Source organism: Asinibacterium sp. OR53, from assembly GCF_000515315.1.
GTDB lineage: Bacteria > Bacteroidota > Bacteroidia > Chitinophagales > Chitinophagaceae > Sediminibacterium.
Genome location: NZ_KI911562.1, coordinates 2,626,404 through 2,648,006 on the forward strand (window position 1 = coordinate 2,626,404; position 21,603 = coordinate 2,648,006).

Annotated in this window: 21 protein-coding genes; 8 read left to right on the forward strand and 13 right to left on the reverse strand. The window is 46.1% G+C overall.

Translation table 11 applies throughout. The annotated features are described in order from the left end of the window. Positions 1-4 precede the first annotated feature (4 nt). Together SEDOR53_RS0111780 and ytxJ are read right to left on the reverse strand one after the other, a co-directional pair. Complete coding sequence (locus SEDOR53_RS0111780; RefSeq protein WP_026769909.1) at positions 5-643, reverse strand: NAD(P)-dependent oxidoreductase; 639 nt, start codon at positions 641-643, stop codon at positions 5-7. A gap of 48 nt (positions 644-691) precedes the next feature. After that, entirely contained in the window at positions 692-1,024 is a 333-nt protein-coding gene (gene ytxJ, locus SEDOR53_RS0111785; protein WP_026769910.1) for a bacillithiol system redox-active protein YtxJ, read from the reverse strand. A gap of 205 nt (positions 1,025-1,229) precedes the next feature. Between ytxJ and murC the strand changes: the two genes are divergently transcribed. From murC to SEDOR53_RS0111805, 4 genes are all read left to right on the forward strand, one after another. Continuing rightward, positions 1,230-2,675, forward strand: a complete 1,446-nt coding sequence (gene murC / locus SEDOR53_RS17820; RefSeq protein WP_084220419.1) for a UDP-N-acetylmuramate--L-alanine ligase — start codon at positions 1,230-1,232, stop codon at positions 2,673-2,675. Continuing rightward, on the forward strand, positions 2,605-3,375 hold the full coding sequence (locus tag SEDOR53_RS0111795; RefSeq protein ID WP_026769911.1) for a 3'-5' exonuclease: 771 nt from the start codon (positions 2,605-2,607) through the stop codon (positions 3,373-3,375). The genes murC and SEDOR53_RS0111795 overlap by 71 nt, the downstream gene beginning before the upstream one ends. 108 nt (positions 3,376-3,483) lie before the next feature. Continuing rightward, positions 3,484-4,242, forward strand: a complete 759-nt coding sequence (locus SEDOR53_RS17825; protein ID WP_037361149.1) for a polyprenol monophosphomannose synthase — start codon at positions 3,484-3,486, stop codon at positions 4,240-4,242. Between the two features lie 14 nt (positions 4,243-4,256). Beyond that, a complete protein-coding gene (locus tag SEDOR53_RS0111805) occupies positions 4,257-5,156 on the forward strand; it encodes a DMT family transporter (RefSeq protein WP_026769912.1) in 900 nt (299 codons plus the stop codon). Here the strand turns inward: SEDOR53_RS0111805 and SEDOR53_RS0111810 are convergent. From SEDOR53_RS0111810 to ahcY, 6 genes are all read right to left on the reverse strand, one after another. Continuing rightward, positions 5,137-5,652, reverse strand: a complete 516-nt coding sequence (locus tag SEDOR53_RS0111810; RefSeq protein WP_037327915.1) for a DUF2911 domain-containing protein — start codon at positions 5,650-5,652, stop codon at positions 5,137-5,139. The two genes, SEDOR53_RS0111805 and SEDOR53_RS0111810, sit on opposite strands and share 20 nt — an antisense overlap. A gap of 71 nt (positions 5,653-5,723) precedes the next feature. After that, positions 5,724-7,604, reverse strand: a complete 1,881-nt coding sequence (locus SEDOR53_RS0111815; RefSeq protein WP_157576787.1) for a hypothetical protein — start codon at positions 7,602-7,604, stop codon at positions 5,724-5,726. 213 nt (positions 7,605-7,817) lie between these two features. Next, a complete protein-coding gene (locus SEDOR53_RS0111820; RefSeq protein WP_026769915.1) occupies positions 7,818-8,642 on the reverse strand; it encodes a polysaccharide deacetylase family protein in 825 nt (274 codons plus the stop codon). Positions 8,643-8,691: 49 nt separating this feature from the next. Continuing rightward, entirely contained in the window at positions 8,692-9,300 is a 609-nt protein-coding gene (locus SEDOR53_RS0111825; RefSeq protein ID WP_157576789.1) for a hypothetical protein, read from the reverse strand. Further along, positions 9,290-10,237 carry a hypothetical protein gene (locus SEDOR53_RS17830; protein ID WP_157576791.1) on the reverse strand — a complete coding sequence of 316 codons (948 nt, stop codon included), beginning with the start codon at positions 10,235-10,237 and terminating at the stop codon, positions 9,290-9,292. Before SEDOR53_RS17830 ends, SEDOR53_RS0111825 begins: the two co-directional genes overlap by 11 nt. A 110-nt stretch (positions 10,238-10,347) precedes the next feature. Next, the gene (gene ahcY / locus SEDOR53_RS0111835) at positions 10,348-11,673 is read right to left on the reverse strand and encodes an adenosylhomocysteinase (protein ID WP_026769917.1); all 1,326 of its coding nucleotides are present in this window, start codon (positions 11,671-11,673) and stop codon (positions 10,348-10,350) included. Between the two features lie 119 nt (positions 11,674-11,792). Between ahcY and SEDOR53_RS0111840 the strand changes: the two genes are divergently transcribed. Continuing rightward, positions 11,793-12,290, forward strand: a complete 498-nt coding sequence (locus SEDOR53_RS0111840) for an Lrp/AsnC family transcriptional regulator (RefSeq protein ID WP_026769918.1) — start codon at positions 11,793-11,795, stop codon at positions 12,288-12,290. 501 nt (positions 12,291-12,791) lie between these two features. Here SEDOR53_RS0111840 and SEDOR53_RS0111850 read toward each other — a convergent pair. From SEDOR53_RS0111850 to SEDOR53_RS19395, 5 genes are all read right to left on the reverse strand, one after another. Next, on the reverse strand, positions 12,792-13,301 hold the full coding sequence (locus SEDOR53_RS0111850; protein ID WP_026769920.1) for a GNAT family N-acetyltransferase: 510 nt from the start codon (positions 13,299-13,301) through the stop codon (positions 12,792-12,794). An 8-nt stretch (positions 13,302-13,309) separates the two neighbouring features. Further along, positions 13,310-13,915: a phosphatase PAP2 family protein gene (locus tag SEDOR53_RS0111855; RefSeq protein WP_051348010.1), complete on the reverse strand. Its 606-nt coding sequence runs from the start codon at positions 13,913-13,915 to the stop codon at positions 13,310-13,312. Positions 13,916-13,951: 36 nt separating this feature from the next. Beyond that, positions 13,952-16,567: a valine--tRNA ligase gene (locus SEDOR53_RS0111860; protein ID WP_026769922.1), complete on the reverse strand. Its 2,616-nt coding sequence runs from the start codon at positions 16,565-16,567 to the stop codon at positions 13,952-13,954. A gap of 108 nt (positions 16,568-16,675) precedes the next feature. After that, positions 16,676-16,906 carry a hypothetical protein gene (locus SEDOR53_RS19110; RefSeq protein ID WP_146109888.1) on the reverse strand — a complete coding sequence of 77 codons (231 nt, stop codon included), beginning with the start codon at positions 16,904-16,906 and terminating at the stop codon, positions 16,676-16,678. Positions 16,907-17,108: 202 nt separating this feature from the next. After that, positions 17,109-17,240: a hypothetical protein gene (locus SEDOR53_RS19395; RefSeq protein WP_255346347.1), complete on the reverse strand. Its 132-nt coding sequence runs from the start codon at positions 17,238-17,240 to the stop codon at positions 17,109-17,111. A gap of 203 nt (positions 17,241-17,443) precedes the next feature. Between SEDOR53_RS19395 and SEDOR53_RS0111875 the strand changes: the two genes are divergently transcribed. The 3 genes from SEDOR53_RS0111875 (at position 17,444) to SEDOR53_RS0111885 (ending at position 21,601) form a co-directional block, all read left to right on the forward strand. Continuing rightward, positions 17,444-18,757 carry an exonuclease domain-containing protein gene (locus SEDOR53_RS0111875; RefSeq protein ID WP_026769924.1) on the forward strand — a complete coding sequence of 438 codons (1,314 nt, stop codon included), beginning with the start codon at positions 17,444-17,446 and terminating at the stop codon, positions 18,755-18,757. A 25-nt stretch (positions 18,758-18,782) separates the two neighbouring features. After that, positions 18,783-19,079 carry a hypothetical protein gene (locus tag SEDOR53_RS0111880; RefSeq protein WP_026769925.1) on the forward strand — a complete coding sequence of 99 codons (297 nt, stop codon included), beginning with the start codon at positions 18,783-18,785 and terminating at the stop codon, positions 19,077-19,079. 272 nt (positions 19,080-19,351) lie between these two features. Further along, the gene (locus tag SEDOR53_RS0111885; RefSeq protein WP_026769926.1) at positions 19,352-21,601 is read left to right on the forward strand and encodes a Tex family protein; all 2,250 of its coding nucleotides are present in this window, start codon (positions 19,352-19,354) and stop codon (positions 21,599-21,601) included. Positions 21,602-21,603: the final 2 nt, after the last annotated feature.

Sequence of the window (21,603 nt, forward strand, 5' to 3'; positions counted from 1 at the left end):
TTTTTTACCCCCTGCTGATGCCAACCCTATGCCGCAGGTAATGATCGGCCGTTACTTCATTCACCATGAAATCAGCAATATCTCCTGCCGCTACCTGAAAATGATTGGGACTGGGGGGATAATCGGCATTGGTAACATACCTGCCTGTATGGTCCTGGTCAAGGATATCGGGAGAACAAACGAAGGTCCACTCGAGTGGAGACTGTTGAAGGTATTGATAAGCATGCAGGTGTTCCAGTCCTACTGCTTTGTATTGTTCCGGATAAGTTTCTGCTTCAATAATGAAATGTCCCGATTCGTCATTCAATACACCCATTCCGCCAAGTGCCACGATCCGTTTTACGCCCGCTTTTTGCATTTGGGTGATGATATTTTTGATGCCTAGGCTCCTGGTCTTATCTGTTCCGTCAACGGAGCCGCCCAATACAGAGATCACTGCATCGGCGCCTGTTACAGCGTCGGATACTTCTGCTTCATCGAACACATAGCCTTTGATGACTTCCAGTTGGTGATTGGCGGTTTCTTTATCGAAGAGGTATTCCACGTTACGTCCGAATGCACGTACCTGATATCCTTTATTCAATGCAGATTGAACAACTCTTTTGCCTACTTGTCCGGTAGCACCGAATACAGTTAAGATCATATTGCCTGTTTTAAGGCAATTTACAAAAATAAAAGGCAGTGAAAAGGATCAGGCGGCAGCCTGTTCGGCTATTTCTTCGGGGGTAATGGCCGTATGGCTTTCATCGTAAATGCATTCGCCATTTCGGATGATCAATACCTGCGGCGATTCGTGGTGTACGCGGAATTGTTCGGCTACCTGTGCAGACAAAGACCGGTAGTTGAGCAGGTCGAGAAAATAAAAATCAATGGCTTCCGGCGCGGCGGCACGCTCGAGCCGACTGAGTACGGTAGAGCTGATACTGCAACGGGTACTGTGTTTGAAAATAACCTGTGGCCTGGAAAATGACGTTTGCTGAATAGCGGCCAGTTGCTCCGGCGAAGTAAGGGGAATCCAATTCATGCTACGATGTACCATTTACATTCTGAAATAACGGGGATTAGTAGTAGGGCAACCCCGGCCCCTGGACGAACTACAAGACGAAAGGAGACTCATTCCCAGTATAACCAAAAGAGATAAAGTGAGAATCTTTTTCATACAGATAGGTATATAAAATATTTAGCCCTTAATTTGCGGCTGCTCCAAAGATAATCATAATAAGCATCCGATGAAGGTACATTTTATCGCAATAGGTGGCAGCGTGATGCACCAACTGGCCATTGCATTGAAACACAAGGGCTATGAAGTGTCGGGCTCCGACGATGAGATATTTGAACCGGCCAGTTCCAACCTGGCGGCAGAAGGACTGTTGCCGGCAGAAATGGGCTGGCACCCCGGTCTGATTACCAACGATATAGACGCGGTGATCCTGGGGATGCATGCAAAAGCCGATAACCCCGAATTGCTGAAAGCGATGGAACTCGGACTGAAAATATATTCTTTTCCTGAATATATTTTTCATGAGAGCCGCGATAAAAAAAGGATCGTGGTAGGAGGCAGTCATGGCAAGACTACCACTACCAGTATGATCATGCATGTGCTCAGGCAACTGCACCGCGATTTTGATTACCTGGTAGGAGCAAGGGTAGAAGGCTTTGCCCAATCGGTTAACATTACGCATGCGCCGGTCATTGTATGTGAAGGGGATGAATATCCCGCCAGCGTCATAGAAAAAAGGCCAAAGTTCCATTTTCTCTACCCGCATGTAGCCATTATTACCGGCATCGCCTGGGACCATATCAATGTGTTTCCCACTTTCAATTTTTACCTGGAGCAATTTGTGCTCTTCATTCAAAAAATAGAAAAAGGCGGCGTGCTCATTTATAATGAAACAGATCCGGTATTGCGTCAACTGGTGAACGATCACAAACGCAGCGACATACGCTACCAGCCTTATGATGTACCGGTACATACGATCAGTGATGGACAAACGAAGGTTACGATTGAAAACAGCAGCGGTCTTCTGCAGGTATTTGGTAACCATAACCTCATGAACCTGCATGCTGCTTATTATGCGTGCAAAGAAATGGGTATTACAGCGCCGGATTTTGTACAGGCCATTGGCAGTTTTACAGGCGCCGCTAAAAGACTGGAACTCGTTGCTTCTAATGAATATACCCGTGTATACCGTGATTTTGCACACGCACCGAGTAAGGTGAAGGCAACAATTGAAGCTGTGAAGCAACAATATCCCAACCGGAAACTGCTAGCCGTACTGGAGCTGCATACATTCAGCAGCCTGAATGAAAAATTCATGCAGGAATACCAGGGTGCAATGGATAAGGCCGACCAGGCCGTTGTATTTTATTCCAAGCATGCCCTTGCACTCAAACGCATGCCCGATCTGCCTATCGACAAAGTACAGCAAGGTTTTGCCAAACCAGGTCTGCTGGTGCTGAACGACCGTGCTGCACTGGAGCAATGGTTGAAAGAACAGGCTTACCAGGATACCACACTGCTTTTCATGAGCAGTGGCAATTATGATGGCCTGGATATGCTTACATTCGCAAAATCAAATCACAGAATAATTACCCTTGCTACCCATGAAACTCCAACTAAGCAGACCTATTGCTTTCATCGACCTGGAAACCACCGGCGTCAATATCAGTGTTGATCGTATTGTTGAATTAGCGATCGTAAAAATAATGCCGGATGGTTCGAGGCAGGTAAAGCGCAAGCTGATCAACCCGTTGATGCCCATCCCTGCCAGCGCCAGCGCAATACATGGCATCACCGATGAAATGGTGAAGGATGCTCCCAGTTTCAAACAGGTGGCAAACGAAGTCAAACAATTTATTGACAATTGCGACATGGGCGGATACAACAGCAACCGGTTCGATATACCCATGCTCATTGAAGAATTCCTGCGCATAGGGATCGCTTTTTCTGTGGAAGGAAAAAAGATGGTGGATGTACAGAAAGTATTTCACATGATGGAGCAACGAACCTTGAGCGCGGCATATAAGTTCTATTGTCAGAAAACACTGGATGATGCGCATAGCGCCGAAGCGGATGCCACCGCTACCTGGGAAGTACTGGAAGCGCAGATAGAGCGGTATCCGCAAATAGGTAACACCGTAGAAAGTATTGTGAAGTTCACCGGAGAAGATGATATTGTAGATTTTGCCCGCCGCTTTGTGAAAGAAAAAGGGATTGAAGTGTTCAACTTCGGCAAACACAAAGGCAAGCCGGTGGCACAAGTGCTCAAAGAAGAGCCCCAGTATTACGATTGGATGATGAAAGGAGATTTTGCCATGAATACCAAGCAGAAACTCACCGAGATACTGAACCGGACCTTATTAAAAAAAGGTTAGGCATCATTTACTGACCGTTATACATTAAGTATTTACCGTAAATTTTTTGCCGGCAGCATGTTGAAACGCTTCTGAATTGTACCTTAGCGACTCAATTTATCTGGCTGTTTGGAAAAACTTGTTATCATACCTACGTACAATGAAAAGGATAACATCGAAGCCATCATTTCGGCGGTATTCGATCTTAACCAGGGTTACCATGTACTGGTGATCGACGATGGTTCACCGGATGGTACGGCGGATATTGTACGCGCACTTATGCAACGATATCCCGATCAGTTGTTCATGGAAGAAAGGAAGGGAAAACTGGGTTTGGGAACTGCCTATATCCATGGTTTCAAATGGAGCCTCGAACGAGGGTACCAGTTCATTTTTGAAATGGATGCTGATTTCTCCCATAACCCCAATGATCTTGAGCGTTTATATGAAGCCTGCAAAACAGGTGGTGCCGACCTGGCGGTAGGTAGTCGTTACGTGCCCGGAGGAAAAACAGAGAACTGGCCGCTCGACAGGAAATTATATTCCAAAGGCGGCGCCCTTTATACCAAACTCATTACCTGGATGCCCGTTAATGATCCCACCGCCGGCTTTGTCTGCTATCGTAATACCGTATTGGAAACCATCAACCTCGATGAGATCATGTTCGTGGGCTATGCTTTCCAGATAGAAATGAAATTCGCTACCTGGAAACTCGGTTTCAAGATCAAAGAGATACCCATCACTTTTGTCGATCGCAAAGTAGGCGTCAGCAAAATGAGCAAAGGCATCATCAAGGAAGGCGTAATAGGTGTGTTGAGGGTGCAATGGCATAGCTTATTCACGAATTACCGTAAACGGGTAAAAAATGTAATGCCTACCGTTTTCTGATTATTTTTGCGCCGATGAAAGAGGCGTTGATTAAGTTACACATTTCGGTTTTCCTGGCCGGCTTCACCGGTATCCTGGGTATTTTAATCAGTTTGAATGAAGGGTTGCTGGTATGGTACCGGCTCATGATCACCGTGGTCAGTTTATTTGCTTTGCTGCAATGGAAGAAAAAGCTGCATCATGTAACGCCGTTACAAGTATGGCGCATGTTCGGTATCGGTGCATTGATCGCTTTGCACTGGGTGCTTTTTTATGGAAGCATCAAAGCTTCCAATGTTTCTATTGGATTGGTATGTTTTGCATCGGTAGGCTTTTTCACCGCATTACTCGAACCGGTGTTTACCTCAAAGAAATTCAGCTGGGTAGAAACTTTGCTGGGATTGATCAGCCTGCTGGGTATCTGGCTCATTTTCCATTTTGATGCACGCTATCGCGTAGGCATCGCCTTAGGTGTTGCCTGCGCTGTACTGGCAGCGCTTTTTACAGTACTCAATAAAAAATACGTGCACATCGCACCGCCACAGACCATGATGCTGTACGAATTGAGTGGCGGACTGGTAGTGCTTACCCTGCTCATGCCCTTCTATCTTGCTTATTTTCCTGTAGCGAGCATATTTCCCGGGTGGAAAGATTGGATAGGGCTGCTCATCCTGAGCTGGCTCTGCACCGTATTGATGATGGACCTGATGCTGCAAGCGCTGAAAAAAGTATCGGCTTTCACGCAAAACCTCAGCCTCAACCTGGAACCGGTATATGGCATTCTCATGGCATTTATACTGTTCCATGAAAATAAAAACCTGAACGCCAGCTTTTATGCAGGCTTCGCGTTGATCGCACTCTCAGTTGTATTGCAGATGGCCAGGATCGGCTTGCCGCATATCAGGCAGCAACAGGTCAGCGTACGTGAAAAGTAGCTTCCGTATTGCCCCAAGCCAGTGATACGGCACCAGATTTGGATATGGTATAAGTAAGCCTTTCTACAGGAGCTTTGGTCTTACCCGCTTTTACCGCTACCCTCAATGCATCATCAGCTTCTTTGTATTGAAAAGCGCCCCATTGTTTCCAGGTCTTATTGAAGATCAGGGTCCATTCTCCGCCATGTACCAATACAAAGAAACCATATTTACCTGCAGGCAATGATTTACCATCAATGGTGATATCCTTGCTGGTCTCGAATACAGTAGCTTCATTAGCACCGGCACGCCATACTTTGTCCTCCATGGGTTCTACATCTTTGCCCATGGTCCTTCCTTTCAAAGCAGGCTGACTGTAATTGATGGTGATAGTGGCTCCATTGCCCAGGGTTTCACTGGTGGTGGCAGCCGGACTGGGTTTGGCATTTTGCGCAAAAGCTGCAGTGGTTGTTAACAAGAGCGAGCAGGCAATAGCCAACAAAGATTTGTTTTTCATAACGATGCTTGTTTGAAAGAACAAGTTAATAAAAACCCTAAAGGCAACCCGGAAATAGTGATAAGCGGTCATCAGTTCATGATCGCAAAATCGGGTTTCCTGATGAACTGGCTGTTGTATTTGTAAATGAGGTTGGTAGTAAATTCAATGTTCCAGGGGGTTAAAGTGCCGGTGGTACGCGGAAAGTAAAATGCCCGCAGTTCCATGGTCCCAAATACCAGGTTCTCATTCCTGGTACGGGCGCCGGCTCCAACAGCGGTATAGATATCGCCCTTGCTGAAGTTGGCCACGCCGGTTTGTTTGAGATAGGAAACGTTGGCAAAGCCAAAGGGCGCAAAGCTGAACCCGAAAAACCGCCAGGTATTATAGAAAACAGATTCCATGTTGAAAGTAACCCTGGTAGAGGCCCTGATGTTTTCATTGCTGAGCTGCGGGATGCCATAAATGCTTGAAAGGAACAGGGGCCCGTTCAGTTTTGTACGTGCCTGTTGGGTAATGCTGCCGCTGATAAAATGACGCAGGAACCACCGGCTGTTGCCCAACTTGCGCAAACGGGTAAAATATTCAACACTCGTAAGAAAACTCATGTCTTCCAGGTTGCCTTCATCAATATAAGTGCCGCCGCGTACAATGTAATTGATGTAATTTTTCCGGTTGGAGAAATAATTGCGCTGATAATCGAAGCCAAAATAGGGTCTCGATAAATTATTGCGGTTGCTCCAGCCGCCTGTGAGTGAAAGACTGAAACCTTCGGGAACGTCTTCATTCCGGCCGAAACCATAGAGGAAATTGGTATGATAATAATCCTGCTCAAAAATGGTAAAAGAGCTCAATACGCTTACCTGGTTGGAATAAGCGACGTTGTACCTGGTTTTATAAATATCGGGTATATGATCAAAATCCTGGTGCAAGCCTCTTAATGCAATGAAACGCTTCAAACGTGATTTCAGGTTCTCATGAATATTGCTCCGGGCACCGATATTGTAACCCGCCCATACATCGGCCTGCCGGTAAGTGTATTTGAAGTCAGATTGATAGAGTGAGTCACCGATATATGCATTGTCGGTATAATGAAGCGCTGCTCCAAACCCACCCGTCCAAACATGATAAGGGCTCACCAATGGCAGATCGCCCCGCACGTAAAAATTTTTCTCTTCCCTGCGGCCACTGTTGAATGCCGGAGCTTCTGTTTCGTATCCCAGCGCCATGTTCAGGAAAGTGCCGGCAATATTGCGTTTCAGGTATTCAACGCCCATTCCGTAATTAGGACGTCGATCCATATCATAGAGGCCCTGTACCTGTAAGCGGTCGCCCGAGCCCACGAAATTATCATCGTTCAATTGAACGCCCACACTGGTAATAGAGCCGGCATCCATGCTTCCGCCGATGGGGAAGACGTCTTTGCAAATGATGACCACATCCACTGAATCGGGACAACAACCGGTTTCTTTCACTACGATCCGCGCGTCCTGTAAATAAGAAAGCTCACGCAGGAACCTTTCGTTATCTGCTAACAGGGGAGCATAGAGTGTATCACCTTTTGAAAAGAAAAGATTGTTCAGTATCACATGCTTTCGCGTGCTGGTATGCAATGCATCGCCAAGGTCGTTGAAAATATTGTGCACTACATGTGTGGTATCGTTGACCGATTTACTAAAGCCCAGTTTCTCAATTGCTATGTTACGGATGATCTTACCCTGGAATTTTCTGAAAGCCGAATCGTTCCGCACAGCGCCATTGGGAGGAACAATGATATCGGGATTGCTTACGGAAACACTTTTGCCTATCCAGCCCAACAAACCTTTTTTACCCGCCAGGAAAAAAGCCGTATCCTTTTTTTGTTCCTGCGCCAGCAGGGAGCCGGTAAAACAATACAGGCATGTGCACACCAATAAAAGGATTCGGGAGGTATGGGTAGACGGGTGCCGCATGCGTGTGTATAAATGTATCACTTGTGCGTCAAGTTAACCAATCGTCATTGATCTGCAACAATTTGGAATGCCAAAACTGTTAAAAAAAAGCCCTGTAGACGCACGCCGGGTTCGATTTTGGCATGGGTTTGGTTAAATAAAAGTGAATCCTTACTCAATACCTTATTTATTCCTATGATCAACCAAAAAGGGCCCCGCGCGGCGGGGCCCTTTTTTATATACCTCTAACTAAGGTTATTTTTTACCTGCCTGTACGGTAGGATAGTGGTCCATGGTTTCAAATACGTTCCTCGGATCCTGCTTGAGCATTTTGATGAACTGCCTGAGGGAATCGGCAAATTGCGGTTTTTCAAATAACCTGTCATGAGAAAGAATAACAATGGCATTTGCTGCATTGGTGTTGCCGTCATCGAAATGCTGATTGATCCTTTTTACCATTTCAGCAGCGCCCTCACGGGGTGCTTTCATTTTAGCCTGCTGACCCCATTCCAGGTCCCAGCCAATGATCTTGTACCCAAGTGAATCGAGACGCTTGATGAGCGGGTTGTTCGCTTTTTGTCCGGTTATGTTACCATTCGAAGCCCAGGTATTGTTACCCGGAAGGCGGATGATATGAACAGGTACCTGCAGCTCTTTCTCATTCCGCATAAAATCCTGGAAAGCGCTGTCCGGCATGGAGTAAAACTTGCTGTACTTATCGTTGAACCCATGACTGAAACTGTGGTTGGCCAGCAGGAACTGGGGATAGCTGTTACGAATAGAATCGATCAGTCTTTTTTTGAAAGGTCCTACCTGGTTGAAGCCCACGGCAAAGAAAGTAGCTTTAACACCTTCTTCACGAAAAATATTCCGGCAATTGGTGGTTCCGGGGGGCTGTGGAGAATCGTCCCAGGTAAGGAAAATATATCTTTTAGAACTGTCGTACTTGATCACACTGCCTGGCATCATCTTGGCAGAAGCGGCTTTCGCAGAATCGGCAGCGGCTTTGTCAGGTGAAGGTTTACTCTTGCAACTTGCCAATAACGCAATGCCCAGACCGGCATACAAAAATGTTTTCATTGGTTTCATAGTATATCAACGATGTTGAACGCAAAGATATTGTATTTACTCATCTGAACCTTTCTGAAAGCGCATAACATACCTTGTCGTTGATGCGTTTGAAAATGTCATCGTTGATGCGTCGCAGTTTCCTTTGTTTCCGATTGGCCAGCAGCCTTCCTTCGCCGTCGAAATACTGGGGCTGGTTGAAGAATGTGAGGATATAGTATTTCTTATCGGTAAAAGGCAGTTTCCATAAAATGGGTTTCATGGAAAGGAAGGTCATGTTCTTTTTCTGACCATCAACATAATAGTCGAGGTTGTTGACCCATACACAATGAATTTCACGCATTTTTCGCAGGAGTGGCAGAACGGTTGCAGTATCCATTTGGAAGCGCCTGATAGAATCTGCCAATCTTGGTTCATTGAATTCGAACTCGTATATATATTTCAGTTTTTCGGTAATGAAAGTGATGGATACATAATCCAGGTCCCTGTCGGTAAACTCTGCAGAAAAAGGATGGTGGCTATAAATGTCCCTGTACGATTGTTCGATATCGTTCAGGGCTGCTTCATTTTCATAATAATAATTGGCCGCCAGCTTCTTGTTGGAAAAGCAGGAACTGCATACAGCGATCATGCAACCTAGTAATAATATGAGTGAGGAGTTACGGCGCATGCTTCCTGGTTTTTTTTAGTGTACAATGAGAAACGCCGAATATCAGCCGTTCCAGGAATGCGCGCGTGACCTGTTGCAGGCTCAGTGCGCCATAATCCCAATAAGTGATATTGATCATGCCATTGCTGACCTCTTCAATCTGCTCAAGTATGATATAATGCGTGGGTATACCTGGCTTGATAACGCGGTGGTCTTTTTGGTATAAAGTCATGTTATTCACAAACAGGGCCACCGTACCGGTTTGCAATTTTTCTTTGAGATAAGTGTAGAGATCATCTGTGCGGATACGGATGAGATCACTGCCTTTGGCCTTTACTTTAAAGTTTAACAATGCACGTATCATCCTGTTGAACTTGCTGAAATTGGTGGCTGCCCAAAAACCGTTTTCATCTCCCATATCAAAATGACGGTCAAAGAAATTCAAATACCCTTTGAAATGATCGGCCAGGGTAAGGAACCAGATCTGGTCGGCCGGCCGGATGTCCAGTTCTCCTTTGAAAGCCAGTCGCCCTGCGGCTTCTTTGATCTCAGGGGATGGAGTCAGCAGTACGCGGCCGTATTGCACTTTGCCATTGCGGTATAGATCGACCATGTTTTTTGCATAACCCAATGGGTCGAAATGCAAAGGCAGGTACGACAAAGCCGCATAGGAACAAAAATTGGTATTGTTGCCCTCGTGGACGCGCAGCGGTTCATTGAGATTGTTGTTCACATTTTCGAGGAACTCATCGGGACTTACATGCGGCCAGTATTTGCTTGCTGATAAAGTGTCCATACTTTTCATGAATGCGAGCGCTGCTGCTTTTGAAGAGACGGGCGTAATATCCCTGGGAGGTCTGGGCCGGGCGGGAGATAATACCTGCGCCGGAAGGGAAAGCGTAAAACTGAAGTAAAAGAGAATAGTAAAGCAGACGATATGGGTTATCTCTTTCTTCAAGCCAGTTATTTGCGTAAGCTGTTGGATATAAACGAAAGTAATGAAATAAAAAACAAAGCCCAACCACGATGGGTTGGGCTTTGCAGTAATCTTTCAATACAAATCAGGTATTAATACCTGTAGTGTTCCGCTTTGAACGGACCGTTCTTGGGAATACCCAGGTAAGAAGCCTGCTCGTCGGACAGTTCATCCAGTTGAGCGCCTACTTTGGCCAGGTGCAAACGGGCTACTTTCTCATCCAGGTGCTTAGGCAACACATACACTTTGTTCTCGTAGTTCTTGTGGTTGCTCCACAGTTCAATCTGCGCCAGTGTTTGGTTAGAGAAAGAGTTGCTCATTACAAAAGAAGGGTGACCGGTAGCGCAACCCAGGTTTACCAGGCGGCCTTCTGCCAGTACGATCACGTCTTTACCATCGATGTTGTACAGGTCAACCTGTGGTTTGATGGTGTCTTTGGTGTTGCCATAGTTTTTATTCAACCAGGCCATGTCAATTTCAATATCAAAGTGACCGATGTTGCATACGATCGCTTTGTCTTTCATGGAGCGGAAATGCTTTTCAGTGATCAGGTCGCGGCAACCGGAAGCGGTTACAACAATGTCAGCTTCTTTCACTGCATCTACCATGCGTTTTACTTCAAAGCCGTCCATAGAAGCCTGCAGCGCGCAGATCGGATCGATCTCGGTAACGATCACGCGGCAACCTGCACCACGCAATGATTGTGCAGAACCTTTACCCACATCGCCATAACCACCTACTACTGCTACTTTACCGGCCATCATTACATCGGTAGCACGACGGATCGCATCTACCAGTGATTCCTGGCAACCGTATTTGTTATCGAATTTAGATTTGGTAACAGAGTCGTTTACGTTAATGGCAGGAATGGGCAATGTGCCTTTGGCCATACGCTCGTACAGGCGGTGAACACCGGTAGTGGTTTCTTCACTCAGTCCTTTGATGTGCTGAACCAGTTCAGGGTATTTATCGAATACGATATTGGTGAGGTCGCCACCATCATCGAGGATCATGTTCAACGGACGGTCGGCGCCACCGAAGAACAAAGTCTGCTCAATACACCAGTCCGCATCTTCCAGTGACTGGCCTTTCCAGGCAAATACGCCAATACCGGCAGCGGCAATAGCGGCGGCGGCATGGTCCTGCGTAGAGAAGATATTACAAGAACTCCATTTCACTTCGGCGCCCAGGGCAACCAGTGTTTCAATCAGCACAGCTGTTTGGATGGTCATGTGCAGACAACCGGCAATGCGGGCGCCTTTGAGTGGCTGTGAAGGGCCATACTCTGCACGGATGCTCATCAGACCGGGCATTTCTGCTTCGGCCAGGCGGATTTCCTTACGGCCCCAGTTGGCCAGGCTGATATCAGCCACTTTATTTTTCAGACTGAAATCGATGGATTTGGTAAGCGTTGACATAGATCTGTTTTTAGGAACCACAAAAATAGAAATACCAGAATAAAATACCAGTTATTTAATTTTATTTGGGATAAATACTTGTTTATTGTACATTTAAAAGAATAAAATAGCAGTTATTCATGGCAAAACAGGCAAAAAAAGAGGAATCCACTAGCGGCTATTCGATCGACGAAAAAGACCTGGCCATTTTGCGGGTTTTACAACAGAACGCCCGGGCTACGGTAAAAGAGATTGCCGATACTGTACACTTGAGCACGACCCCGGTTCATGAGCGTATTAAGCGTATGGAAGAAGCGGGGGTGATTAAACAATATGCCACCCTGGTAGATCACTCTAAAGTAAATAAAGGATTAATGGTGATTTGTTATGTGTCGTTAAAACAGCACAGCAGGAATGCCGGGGCCAAATTCATCAAACAGGTAAACGAGTTGAATGAAGTGATTGAATGTTATAATATTTCAGGAGAGTTCGACTTCATGCTCAAAGTGGTGGCTGAGAGTATGGATGCTTATTATGATTTTCATGTGAACAAACTGAGTCAGTCGGAAAACATCGGGCATGTACAAAGTGTTTTTGTGATGGGGATCATCAAGCAAACGCATGTGCTGGTGCATTGATAATTAAGTATCATGTTTGCTGTGGGACCACAAAAAATAGTGCATGAACGTCGTCTGATAGTTAGCAAACCGAAAAAAAAAGCGTATAGCCCCCCTCAAATAGTTATCTGGAGAAAAAAAATAATATACGGCATCTTCCGGGTAATTACCGGAGAGGAGAAAATAGTATACGGGCTCCGGCAAATAGCTGTCAGACAGTGAAAAACAGTGTAGAGTCTCTGGCAAATAGTTATCCGGCGAAAAAAAATACGGTATAAACTTCTCCCAATAGCTACCGGCCCCCAAAAAATAGTGCGCGGACGCCACCAAATAGTTATCTGGCGGGAAAAAATAGTGCACGGACGCCACCAAATAGTTATCTGGCGGGAAAAAATAGTGTACGAATTCCGCCAGATAGTTATTTTTTCCTGAAAATATGACCCCGGTAGTGCAAAAACACAGAAAGCTTCACCCACACGACGTAAAAAAGCTGTGATCAGTTCGTAAATCCGGGCAGTTTTGTTAAGATTGGTTATTTAGATCATACTGCATGATGTAATCGTCCATGAAAAAACCATTGCCGATATCCAGTTTCACTTCATCCAATACAGAGAATCCCTGCTTCTCGTAAAAACCTTTTGCATTGTTGTGGCGGTTCACTTGCAGGATGAGTTTTGCGCCGCCATTGTCTCTGGCAAACCCGATCACTTTTTGCAACAGGGCTTTGCCGGCACCTGTCTTCTGTGTGGTGGGAACCACATACAGCTTGTGCAGTTTGAATTTTGTACTCCCTTCCTGTGAAACACCGGCGAAGCCCAGGGTGGTATGATCCAACTCGGCTATATAAAACTGGTGGCCCTCCTGCATTTGCTTTTGCAATGCTTCCGGTGAATACATCCAGGCCAGCATATAATCTATCTGTTCCTGCGAAAGGATAGCGCCGTAGGTAGAAGGCCAGGTATCGAAAGCGATCTGCCGGATCGCAGGAATATCAGCCGGTGTAGCTTCGCGTATGATCAAAGTGCTGTGCATGCACTAAATTATTTCTTTTTGACGAAGAATTTCTGGTTGAGCCAGTGCGCCAGATAAGCGCTGCCAATGCCCACTGCGGCGCCGGCCAATACATCGGACGGATAATGTTGCCCCAGGTACATGCGTGAATATCCTACACCGGTAGCCCATGCATAGAACGGAACGGTTACATACCATTTCTTGCATTGAATAGAGACAGCAGCGGCGGTGGAGAAAGCGGTTGAAACGTGTCCGGAAGGGAAAGATTTATCGGTCTCTACCACATCGGGGTAAATGCCTGTATAGGTAGCATAGGGGCGTGGCCTGCCCACGATGGTCTTAAGACCTTGTGTAGCGATGGTGGCAATGACCAGGCTGCCTGCTACTTCATAAGCCTTTTGCATCAGTTTTTTGTCTTTATTGATGAGGGCTACTGCCGCCATACCCAACGGTGCAGCTACAGCAATGGGTTTGGCCGTACTGGAAATACCTCTCCATAAGTCACTGGAAGGAGGGTTGTGGTTGATGTTACGCAACATATCCACTTCCCAGGAAGCTTGCGAGAAACTTTGGATAAAAGAAAAGCATCCTACGATCAGCAGGATGCTTTTTATAATGAAAGAAGATGATTTCATGATGTAATATTAACGTATCCGGATCATTTGATCCTGTTAAAGATGCTGCAGGCTTTCTTCAATCGTCTTGATCCTGGCAAGGGCATCGGCCTGCTTTTTTCTTTCCAGCTCCACCACTTCGGGTTTGGCATTCTGCACAAAGCGTTCATTGCCGAGTTTCTTCGCCACACTTTCCAGGAACTTTTGCTGGTAATCAAGGTCTTTCAACAGTTCGGCTTTCAATGCATCAGCATCGATTTGTTTTTCCGATTCAATGAAGAACCGGTCTTTTTCAACAGCCACTACAATACTGTTGGCAACAGCATCCGCAGTGTATTGAACAGATGCGGCATTTACCTGCTTGGCCAATATGTTTTCAATGGCTTCATAGCCCGCTTTATTGGTTGTTTGAATATGCAGTTGGATGCTGTCTTTGGGCTTTACCTGGTTCTTGTTTCGGGCATCACGCAGCGCAGAGATCACCTGTTTCAGGAGCTGGCCTTCGCTTAATACCAATGCATCGGCATTACCGGGCTTGCTGTATTGTTTTACGCAGAGATCATCGGTTCTTTCTTTCAACTGATGATAAATCTCTTCGGTGATGAAAGGCATGAAAGGATGCAATAATTCTACCAGTTCTTCAAAATACTGAACTGTTTTTTCGTAAACAGCAGCATCGATGGGTTGTTCAAAGCCGGGCTTCACCCATTCGAGGTACCAGCTGCAGAAATCATCCCAGATAAGTGAGTAAAGGGTTTTCAAGGCTTCGCTCAGGCGGAACTGGGTCATCAGTTCATTTACTTCCCCTTTCACCTGGTTGAGCCTGTTTTCAAACCAGGTAAGCGCGAAGTTGTGTGCAGTGTCTTCATTAGCTTGTGTTTGCCGTCCTTCCCACATTTTCACCAGCTTCAACGCATTCCATATTTTGTTGTTGAAGTTGCGGCCTTGCTCCAGCGCGCTTTCATCAAACAAAATATCATTGCCGGCAGGGGAGGCGATCATGATACCGAAGCGAACGGCATCGGCGCCGTACTGATCGATCAATGCCAACAAATCGGGCGAGTTACCCAGACTCTTGCTCATCTTCCTTCCCAGCTTATCACGCACAATACCGGTGAAATAAACATCTTTGAAAGGCTTCTCTCCCATGTACTCGTAACCCGCCATGATCATGCGTGCCACCCAGAAGAAAATGATCTCAGGTGCAGTAACCAATGTGTTGGTTGGGTAATAATATTTTACTTCTGCATTGCCAGGGTTAGATAATCCTTTGAACACTTCAAAAGGCCAGAGCCAGCTCGAAAACCAGGTATCCAGGCAATCATCATCCTGCCTGATCTCTTCTATGCTGACTTTTACCTGTTCACTCTTGAACTGTTCAAAAGCTTCTTCCCTCGAAATAGCCACCACAAACGATCCATCGGGTGCATACCATGCCGGGATACGATGTCCCCACCAAAGCTGCCGGCTGATACACCAGTCTTTGATGTTCTCCATCCAATGGCGGTAGAGGTTTTTGAATTTAGCAGGGTGGAAGTGAATGTCTTCATTCATCACCGCTTCCAGCGCAGGAACAGAGATGTTTTTCATGCTTACCCACCATTGCAGGCTCAGCCGCGGTTCAACCACTGCATCGGTTCTTTCACTGAAGCCAACCTGGTTGGTATAGTCTTCGATCTTTACCAGGTGCCCGGCGGCTTCCAGTTGCGGTACGATCTTCTTCCTTACATCAAGCCTGTCTTCGCCAATGAACAATTGCGCGGCTTCGCTCATCGTACCATCATCATTCATGGTATCAACGATCTCCAGCTTGTATTTCTGTCCCAGTTGATAATCGTTCATATCATGCGCCGGCGTTACTTTCAAAGCGCCGGTACCAAAGTCCATCGTCACATAATCATCTGCAATGATGGGAATGCGCCTGCCGATGAGGGGAACGATGGCATATTTACCGTGCAGGTGCTTGTAACGCTCATCCTGCGGGTTCACGCAGATGGCGGTATCACCCAGGATGGTCTCGGGGCGCACTGTTGCAATGGTGATATAAGTATTGCTGTCGTCGTCTATTTTGTAGCGTAGATGATAGAGTTTGCTCTGTACTTCTTTATAAATTACTTCTTCATCACTCAACGCAGTTTTAGCGCGCACATCCCAATTGATCATGCGCTTGCCGCGATAGATGTATCCTTTTTTATAAAGGTCGATGAAGACCTGTAGTACGGAACGGGAATAATCGGGATCCATGGTGAAGGAAGTACGGTCCCAGTCGAGCCCGCATCCCATTTTCTTGAGCTGCTGTAAAATGATGCCACCGTATTTCTCTTTCCATTCCCAGGCATATTTCAAAAAATCCTCCCTGCTGAGTGAGGATTTGGTAATGCCTCTTTCCCGCAGCATGGCCACCACTTTGGCTTCGGTGGCAATGGAAGCATGATCGGTTCCGGGAACCCAGCAGGCATTTTTCCCCTGCATGCGGGCGCGGCGTACGAGTATATCCTGTATGGTATTATTCAGGCAATGTCCCATGTGCAACACACCGGTAACATTCGGTGGCGGGATCACCACTGTGTATGCCTCCCTGTTGTCGGGTTTGCTACTGAAATAGCCTTTCTTCAGCCAATGATCATACCAAAGGGCTTCTGCTTCTCCGTGGATAAAATTCTTGCTTAACATAAGGGGTGCAAAAGTAATGAAAATACGGCACCTCATTTTAATCGAAGAGGAGAACAGCAATTGGAGAACAGGTGATAAAAAATGGGGGGAGGGGGGAAGGCTATTACATTACCAGGTAAGCATCTCGGGATTCCATTCCACGAGCGTTGCCGGCGTAACAGCAGGGGTTTCGTTACCGGGATCGGTTTCGGTGGTAACCGTTCTGGTTACCCGAATTGATTGGCAGCAGGAAGAAGCTTTTCTGCAAGCTTCTTTGCCGAGGTCTTCGAGACGGCTGCGGCCCCCGGAGCAGGCCATCAATCCAACTACCAATAAGCAAACCAATAAGGAATATTTCATGGTACTCGATTTCTTCTTCAAAATTAACCGCTGTTTCCTGATTTCCAGGTTAAGCTTTGTTAATTATAGTAAACGTTTGTTGGGGGACAAAGTTACACAGATGCCTGAAATATTTTTCGGCATGGCAGGGGGAATAAATTACCTTTTCCGCGAAAGGATCCGCGGACTGGCTCACTGACCGGCAGAAGGAATAGATTGGTTATTAACCCAATCTTCCTTTTAATTCAAAATAAGAAATCAGTATCACGGTAACGGCAACTACAATAACAATGATGCCATTCCTGATCTGTTCTGCTGATAAGTGAACATGATGGTGGTGTCGAGCTTTTTCCATAACAAGCAATTTTAAAAATGATTGTTGATGGTGTTTCATTCAGACATGGACAGGGGGTTGGCTGTCACAGGATACAGGTTATAACATCGAAAACGTCGCAAGCTAATAGAGGGTGCCGGGGCTGAAATTCATGCCAGGCTTGCGTTCTAAATCTTAGTTGTAAGATACGCCATTATTACCGAATTTACAAGTTTTATAAGCGGATGCAATTTGCAATTGTTGACATAGAAACCACCGGCGGATTTCCCCAGCAACACGGGATTACCGAGATCGCCATCGTATTGCATAATGGCACCGAAGTGGAAGGAAAATATGAGACCCTGGTGAACCCGCACCAACCCATCCCGGCTTTCATTGCCAACATGACCGGTATCACCGATACCATGACTGCTGCCGCACCCTCTTTTGAGGAAGTAGCACCCTATATTTATAACCTGCTGCACGACCGGGTTTTTGTGGCCCACAATGTGAACTTCGATTTTTCTTTTGTAAAATATCATTTGCAACAGGCTGGATTTCAGTTGAATACGCCAAAGTTGTGTACCATCCGCTTAAGCCGGAAAGTGTTCCCTGGTTATCGCAAATACGGACTGGGCCATCTCTGCCGCGAGCTGGGCATTGCCATTGAAAACCGCCACCGGGCAGGGGGCGATGCGATGGCCACATCGCAGGTGCTGGACCTGGTACTACAGAACAACGGCCTGCGGCTGATCAAGGAAATGTTGAAAAAGGAGAACCACAGCCAGTTGTTGCCGGCCAACCTACCCGAAGACCAGGTGGTGAACCTACCCAAAGAACCGGGGGTTTATTATTTTCATGATGTCAAGGGTAAAGTGATCTATGTGGGCAAGGCCAAAAACCTGAAGAAAAGAGTATTGAGCCATTTTTCCGGATTGGATACGAGCAAAAAAAGACAGGAATTCTTGAGGACCATCCATTCTGTTACATGTACGGTTTGTCCAACGGAATTCATTGCTTCTTTGTTCGAAAGTGTAGAGATCAAACGCCTTTGGCCCATCCACAACAAGAGCCAGAAAAGATTCGAGCAGTTATGGGGCATCTATCTTTTCGAAGACAGCCGCGGATACCTGCGACTGGCCATCGATAAAAAAAGAAAACACCTGGAGCCATTGGCTTCTTATGGTCTGCTGGTAGATGCGCATCGCGCCTTATGGAAACTCGTGAAGCAATTTGAATTACATCCCTCGCTTTGTTTCCTCGATCAGAACAGTCCGGCTGTTTTACCGGATGTTACCGAATATAATCAACAGGTAGAAGCCTCCATCACCTGGCTGCGCTCACAGAAGGAAACCTTTCTTATCCGTGACAAACAAAGTTGCGTGCTGGTAGAAGACGGCGTATTTTACGGAATGGGTACCATTGAAGCAGATATCAGCATTACGGAACTGGATACCCTCAAATCATACCTCACACATTACCCGGAAAACGAAGTGATCCGCTCCATGATCCGGAATTATACAGAACGCTACCCGGCTAGAGTAGTACGCATGGGCTAATCATAAACAATTTAAAAAATCAGCTATGGATATTTTTTTACAGGTTAATTTTAATTCAATTACCAGTGAATGCTTTACTATTGTTAACCCGCCTGTTATCCCTAATACGGGTGACACAGTAGACTTTGAGTTTTCCGAATTCATCGAAAATAAAAAGGAGGTGCGCAAACTCGAAAACTACTTAGAGAATGGCCTTTTTATCGCAGAAAGGCTGAGTATCAGTTATTATAAAGAGCATGTCAAAGTGATTCTTGTTTTGTACGAAGACAAGCATTTCATCGAAGCGTATGGAGATAAATTTGTAACGACGAGGCTTATTTGATATTGTGTTTTACGAATTGAGCAAAAGGCAGTTCTTTCGTTCCTCTACCATGGCTGTTGGGCTTATAATCGAAGCGCCGGGTGATATAGGCCGGCTGTATCAGTCAATAGCAATTCCATCCTCATAAGGTACTGTTTGTTGGCAAAGCAGGGTTGTCATGGGAGGAGTTTTTATCTGTTAATCCTGCCTCATTATTCTAAATTATATTATTGCAAGTATTGCCTACATTCGCAGCCCTTATTTTGATCACGTAATGAATTAACACGAATCCAATGACCGAATTTGCTCCATTGATCTCTTCCAGGCTGAATGTAAGAACTACCCAGGTTGAAGCCGTTTTATCGTTGTTTGCAGAAGGCGCCACCATCCCTTTCATTGCGCGTTACCGTAAAGACAAAACAGGCGGACTGGATGAAGTGCAGATACAGCAAGTACAAGACGAAGCCAAGTTTCTGAAAGAATTTACAGAACGCAGGACTTTCATTGAGAAAGCCATCAATGAGCAGGATAAAATGACGGAGGCTTTGCAGGATAAATTGAATGCGGCTACTACCATTGCAGAACTGGAAGATATTTACCTGCCCTATAAACCCAAACGCAAAACAAAAGCACAAACGGCAAGAGAGAACGGTTTAGAACCCTTATCTATACTGATGCTGGCACAGGAGCGAGGAGATGTACAGGAAATCGCCGCTTCTTTCATCAACGAAAAAGTTAAGACAGCTGAAGAAGCTTTGCAGGGAGCACGTGATATCATTGCGGAAACCATTAATGAAGATGCACAGGTAAGGGCCAAACTGCGTAAACTGTTTGAAGAAACCGGCACCATGCAGAGCAAAGTGTTGACCGATAAAGAAACAGAAGGCGTTAAATACAAAGATTATTTCGATTTTTCGGAGCCCATTCATAAGATACCCTCGCACCGCACACTGGCCATATTGCGCGGATTCCTGGAAGGATTCCTGCGCATGAGCATTGCGCCACTTGAAGAAGAAGCGCTGCTGATGCTGGAAGAATCTTATGTTAAAAGCATGAATCCCTGGAATGAACACGTGAAGAAAGCGGTTAAAGATGCTTACCGTCGTTTATTACAGCCGAGTCTCGAAAGTGAATTCAGAACAGCGCTGAAACAAAAGGCCGATGAAGAAGCCATCAATGTGTTTGCAGAAAACCTGCGCCAGTTATTGCTGAGTGCTCCTTTGGGCAGCAAACGTATACTGGCTATCGATCCCGGGTACCGTACCGGTTGTAAAGTGGTATGCCTGGATGAAAAAGGAGAATTGAAGAAAACAGACCTGATCTATGTGCACGAGAACAACCGTATTTATGAGAGTGAGCACAAGATCAAAGAACTGGTGAAACAATACCAGGTAGAAGCTATTGCTATTGGTGACGGTACGGCAGGAAGGGAAACAGAACAATTCATCAAGAAGATGGCTTTGGGTTTACCGGTATTCCTGGTAAATGAAGATGGAGCGTCTGTGTATTCCGCTTCTGAAACCGCCCGTGAAGAATTTCCTGATTATGATGTAACGGTTCGCGGATCAGTGAGCATCGGCCGCCGCCTGATGGATCCGCTGGCCGAACTCGTGAAAATAGATCCCAAGAGCATCGGCGTTGGCCAATACCAGCACGATGTGAACCAGTTCCGCCTAAAAGAAAGGCTCGATCAAACGGTAGTAAGTTGTGTGAACAGTGTGGGCGTGAACCTGAATACCGCCAGCAAACATTTGTTGAGTTATGTAAGCGGTATCGGTGGTACGCTGGCAGATAATATTGTAAAGTATCGCAACGAGATAGGAAGGTTCAGTGATCGTGCACAGTTGCTCAAAGTGCCCAGGCTGGGAGGTAAAGCCTATGAACAATGCGCCGGCTTCCTGCGTATCAAGGAAGGAGGCAACCCGCTTGATGCAAGTGCCGTGCATCCCGAGGCGTATACACTGGTACAACAGATGGCAGGCGACCTGGCGGTAGATGTACAGGCTTTGATCGGGTCGGAAGAATTGCTGAAAAAGATTGAGCCGAAAAAATATGTATCTGAACAATTTGGTGAATTAACCATTCGTGATATCATCAATGAACTAAAGAAACCTGGCCTCGATCCACGAAATGAACTGGAACAGTTCGAGTTTGCCAATATCTACAAAATAGAAGACGTGTCTACAGGAATGGTAGTGCCGGGCGTAGTAACCAACCTCACACGCTTTGGCGCTTTTATAGACATCGGCGTTAAGCAAGACGGGCTTGTGCATGTAAGTGAAATTGCACACCAGTATATCAGCGATCCGGGTGAGGCTTTGAAACTGGGCCAGAAAGTGAATGTGAAAGTACTGGAAGTAGATATGCCCCGCAAACGGATCGCTCTTTCCATCAAACAGACTGAAGAAGCGCCTGCAAGAGGACAACGCGCATCGCAGGGCAACAACAGGAATCCTAAATCTTTTACCAGGAAAGAAGAAGATCTTAGTACGTTGAGTGTGAATGATGCGCTGACTGCACTGAAAAAGAAATTTGGGAAATAGCC

Excerpts from the sequence above, each read along its gene's own strand:
- SEDOR53_RS0111860 (WP_026769922.1), bottom strand. The coding sequence starts at position 16,567 with ATGTTAAGCAAGAATTTTATCCACGGAGAAGCAGAAGCCCTTTGGTAT.
- ytxJ (WP_026769910.1), bottom strand. The coding sequence starts at position 1,024 with ATGAATTGGATTCCCCTTACTTCGCCGGAGCAACTGGCCGCTATTCAG.
- SEDOR53_RS0111850 (WP_026769920.1), bottom strand. The coding sequence starts at position 13,301 with ATGCACAGCACTTTGATCATACGCGAAGCTACACCGGCTGATATTCCT.
- SEDOR53_RS0111885 (WP_026769926.1), top strand. The coding sequence starts at position 19,352 with ATGACCGAATTTGCTCCATTGATCTCTTCCAGGCTGAATGTAAGAACT.
- SEDOR53_RS0111795 (WP_026769911.1), top strand. The coding sequence starts at position 2,605 with ATGAAACTCCAACTAAGCAGACCTATTGCTTTCATCGACCTGGAAACC.
- SEDOR53_RS0111855 (WP_051348010.1), bottom strand. The coding sequence starts at position 13,915 with ATGAAATCATCTTCTTTCATTATAAAAAGCATCCTGCTGATCGTAGGA.
- SEDOR53_RS0111820 (WP_026769915.1), bottom strand. The coding sequence starts at position 8,642 with ATGAAAACATTTTTGTATGCCGGTCTGGGCATTGCGTTATTGGCAAGT.
- SEDOR53_RS19110 (WP_146109888.1), bottom strand. The coding sequence starts at position 16,906 with ATGAAATATTCCTTATTGGTTTGCTTATTGGTAGTTGGATTGATGGCC.
- SEDOR53_RS0111840 (WP_026769918.1), top strand. The coding sequence starts at position 11,793 with ATGGCAAAACAGGCAAAAAAAGAGGAATCCACTAGCGGCTATTCGATC.
- ahcY (WP_026769917.1), bottom strand. The coding sequence starts at position 11,673 with ATGTCAACGCTTACCAAATCCATCGATTTCAGTCTGAAAAATAAAGTG.
- SEDOR53_RS0111875 (WP_026769924.1), top strand. The coding sequence starts at position 17,444 with ATGCAATTTGCAATTGTTGACATAGAAACCACCGGCGGATTTCCCCAG.
- SEDOR53_RS0111880 (WP_026769925.1), top strand. The coding sequence starts at position 18,783 with ATGGATATTTTTTTACAGGTTAATTTTAATTCAATTACCAGTGAATGC.
- SEDOR53_RS0111810 (WP_037327915.1), bottom strand. The coding sequence starts at position 5,652 with ATGAAAAACAAATCTTTGTTGGCTATTGCCTGCTCGCTCTTGTTAACA.
- SEDOR53_RS0111805 (WP_026769912.1), top strand. The coding sequence starts at position 4,257 with ATGAAAGAGGCGTTGATTAAGTTACACATTTCGGTTTTCCTGGCCGGC.
- murC (WP_084220419.1), top strand. The coding sequence starts at position 1,230 with ATGAAGGTACATTTTATCGCAATAGGTGGCAGCGTGATGCACCAACTG.
- SEDOR53_RS0111825 (WP_157576789.1), bottom strand. The coding sequence starts at position 9,300 with ATGCGCCGTAACTCCTCACTCATATTATTACTAGGTTGCATGATCGCT.
- SEDOR53_RS19395 (WP_255346347.1), bottom strand. The coding sequence starts at position 17,240 with ATGGAAAAAGCTCGACACCACCATCATGTTCACTTATCAGCAGAACAG.
- SEDOR53_RS0111780 (WP_026769909.1), bottom strand. The coding sequence starts at position 643 with ATGATCTTAACTGTATTCGGTGCTACCGGACAAGTAGGCAAAAGAGTT.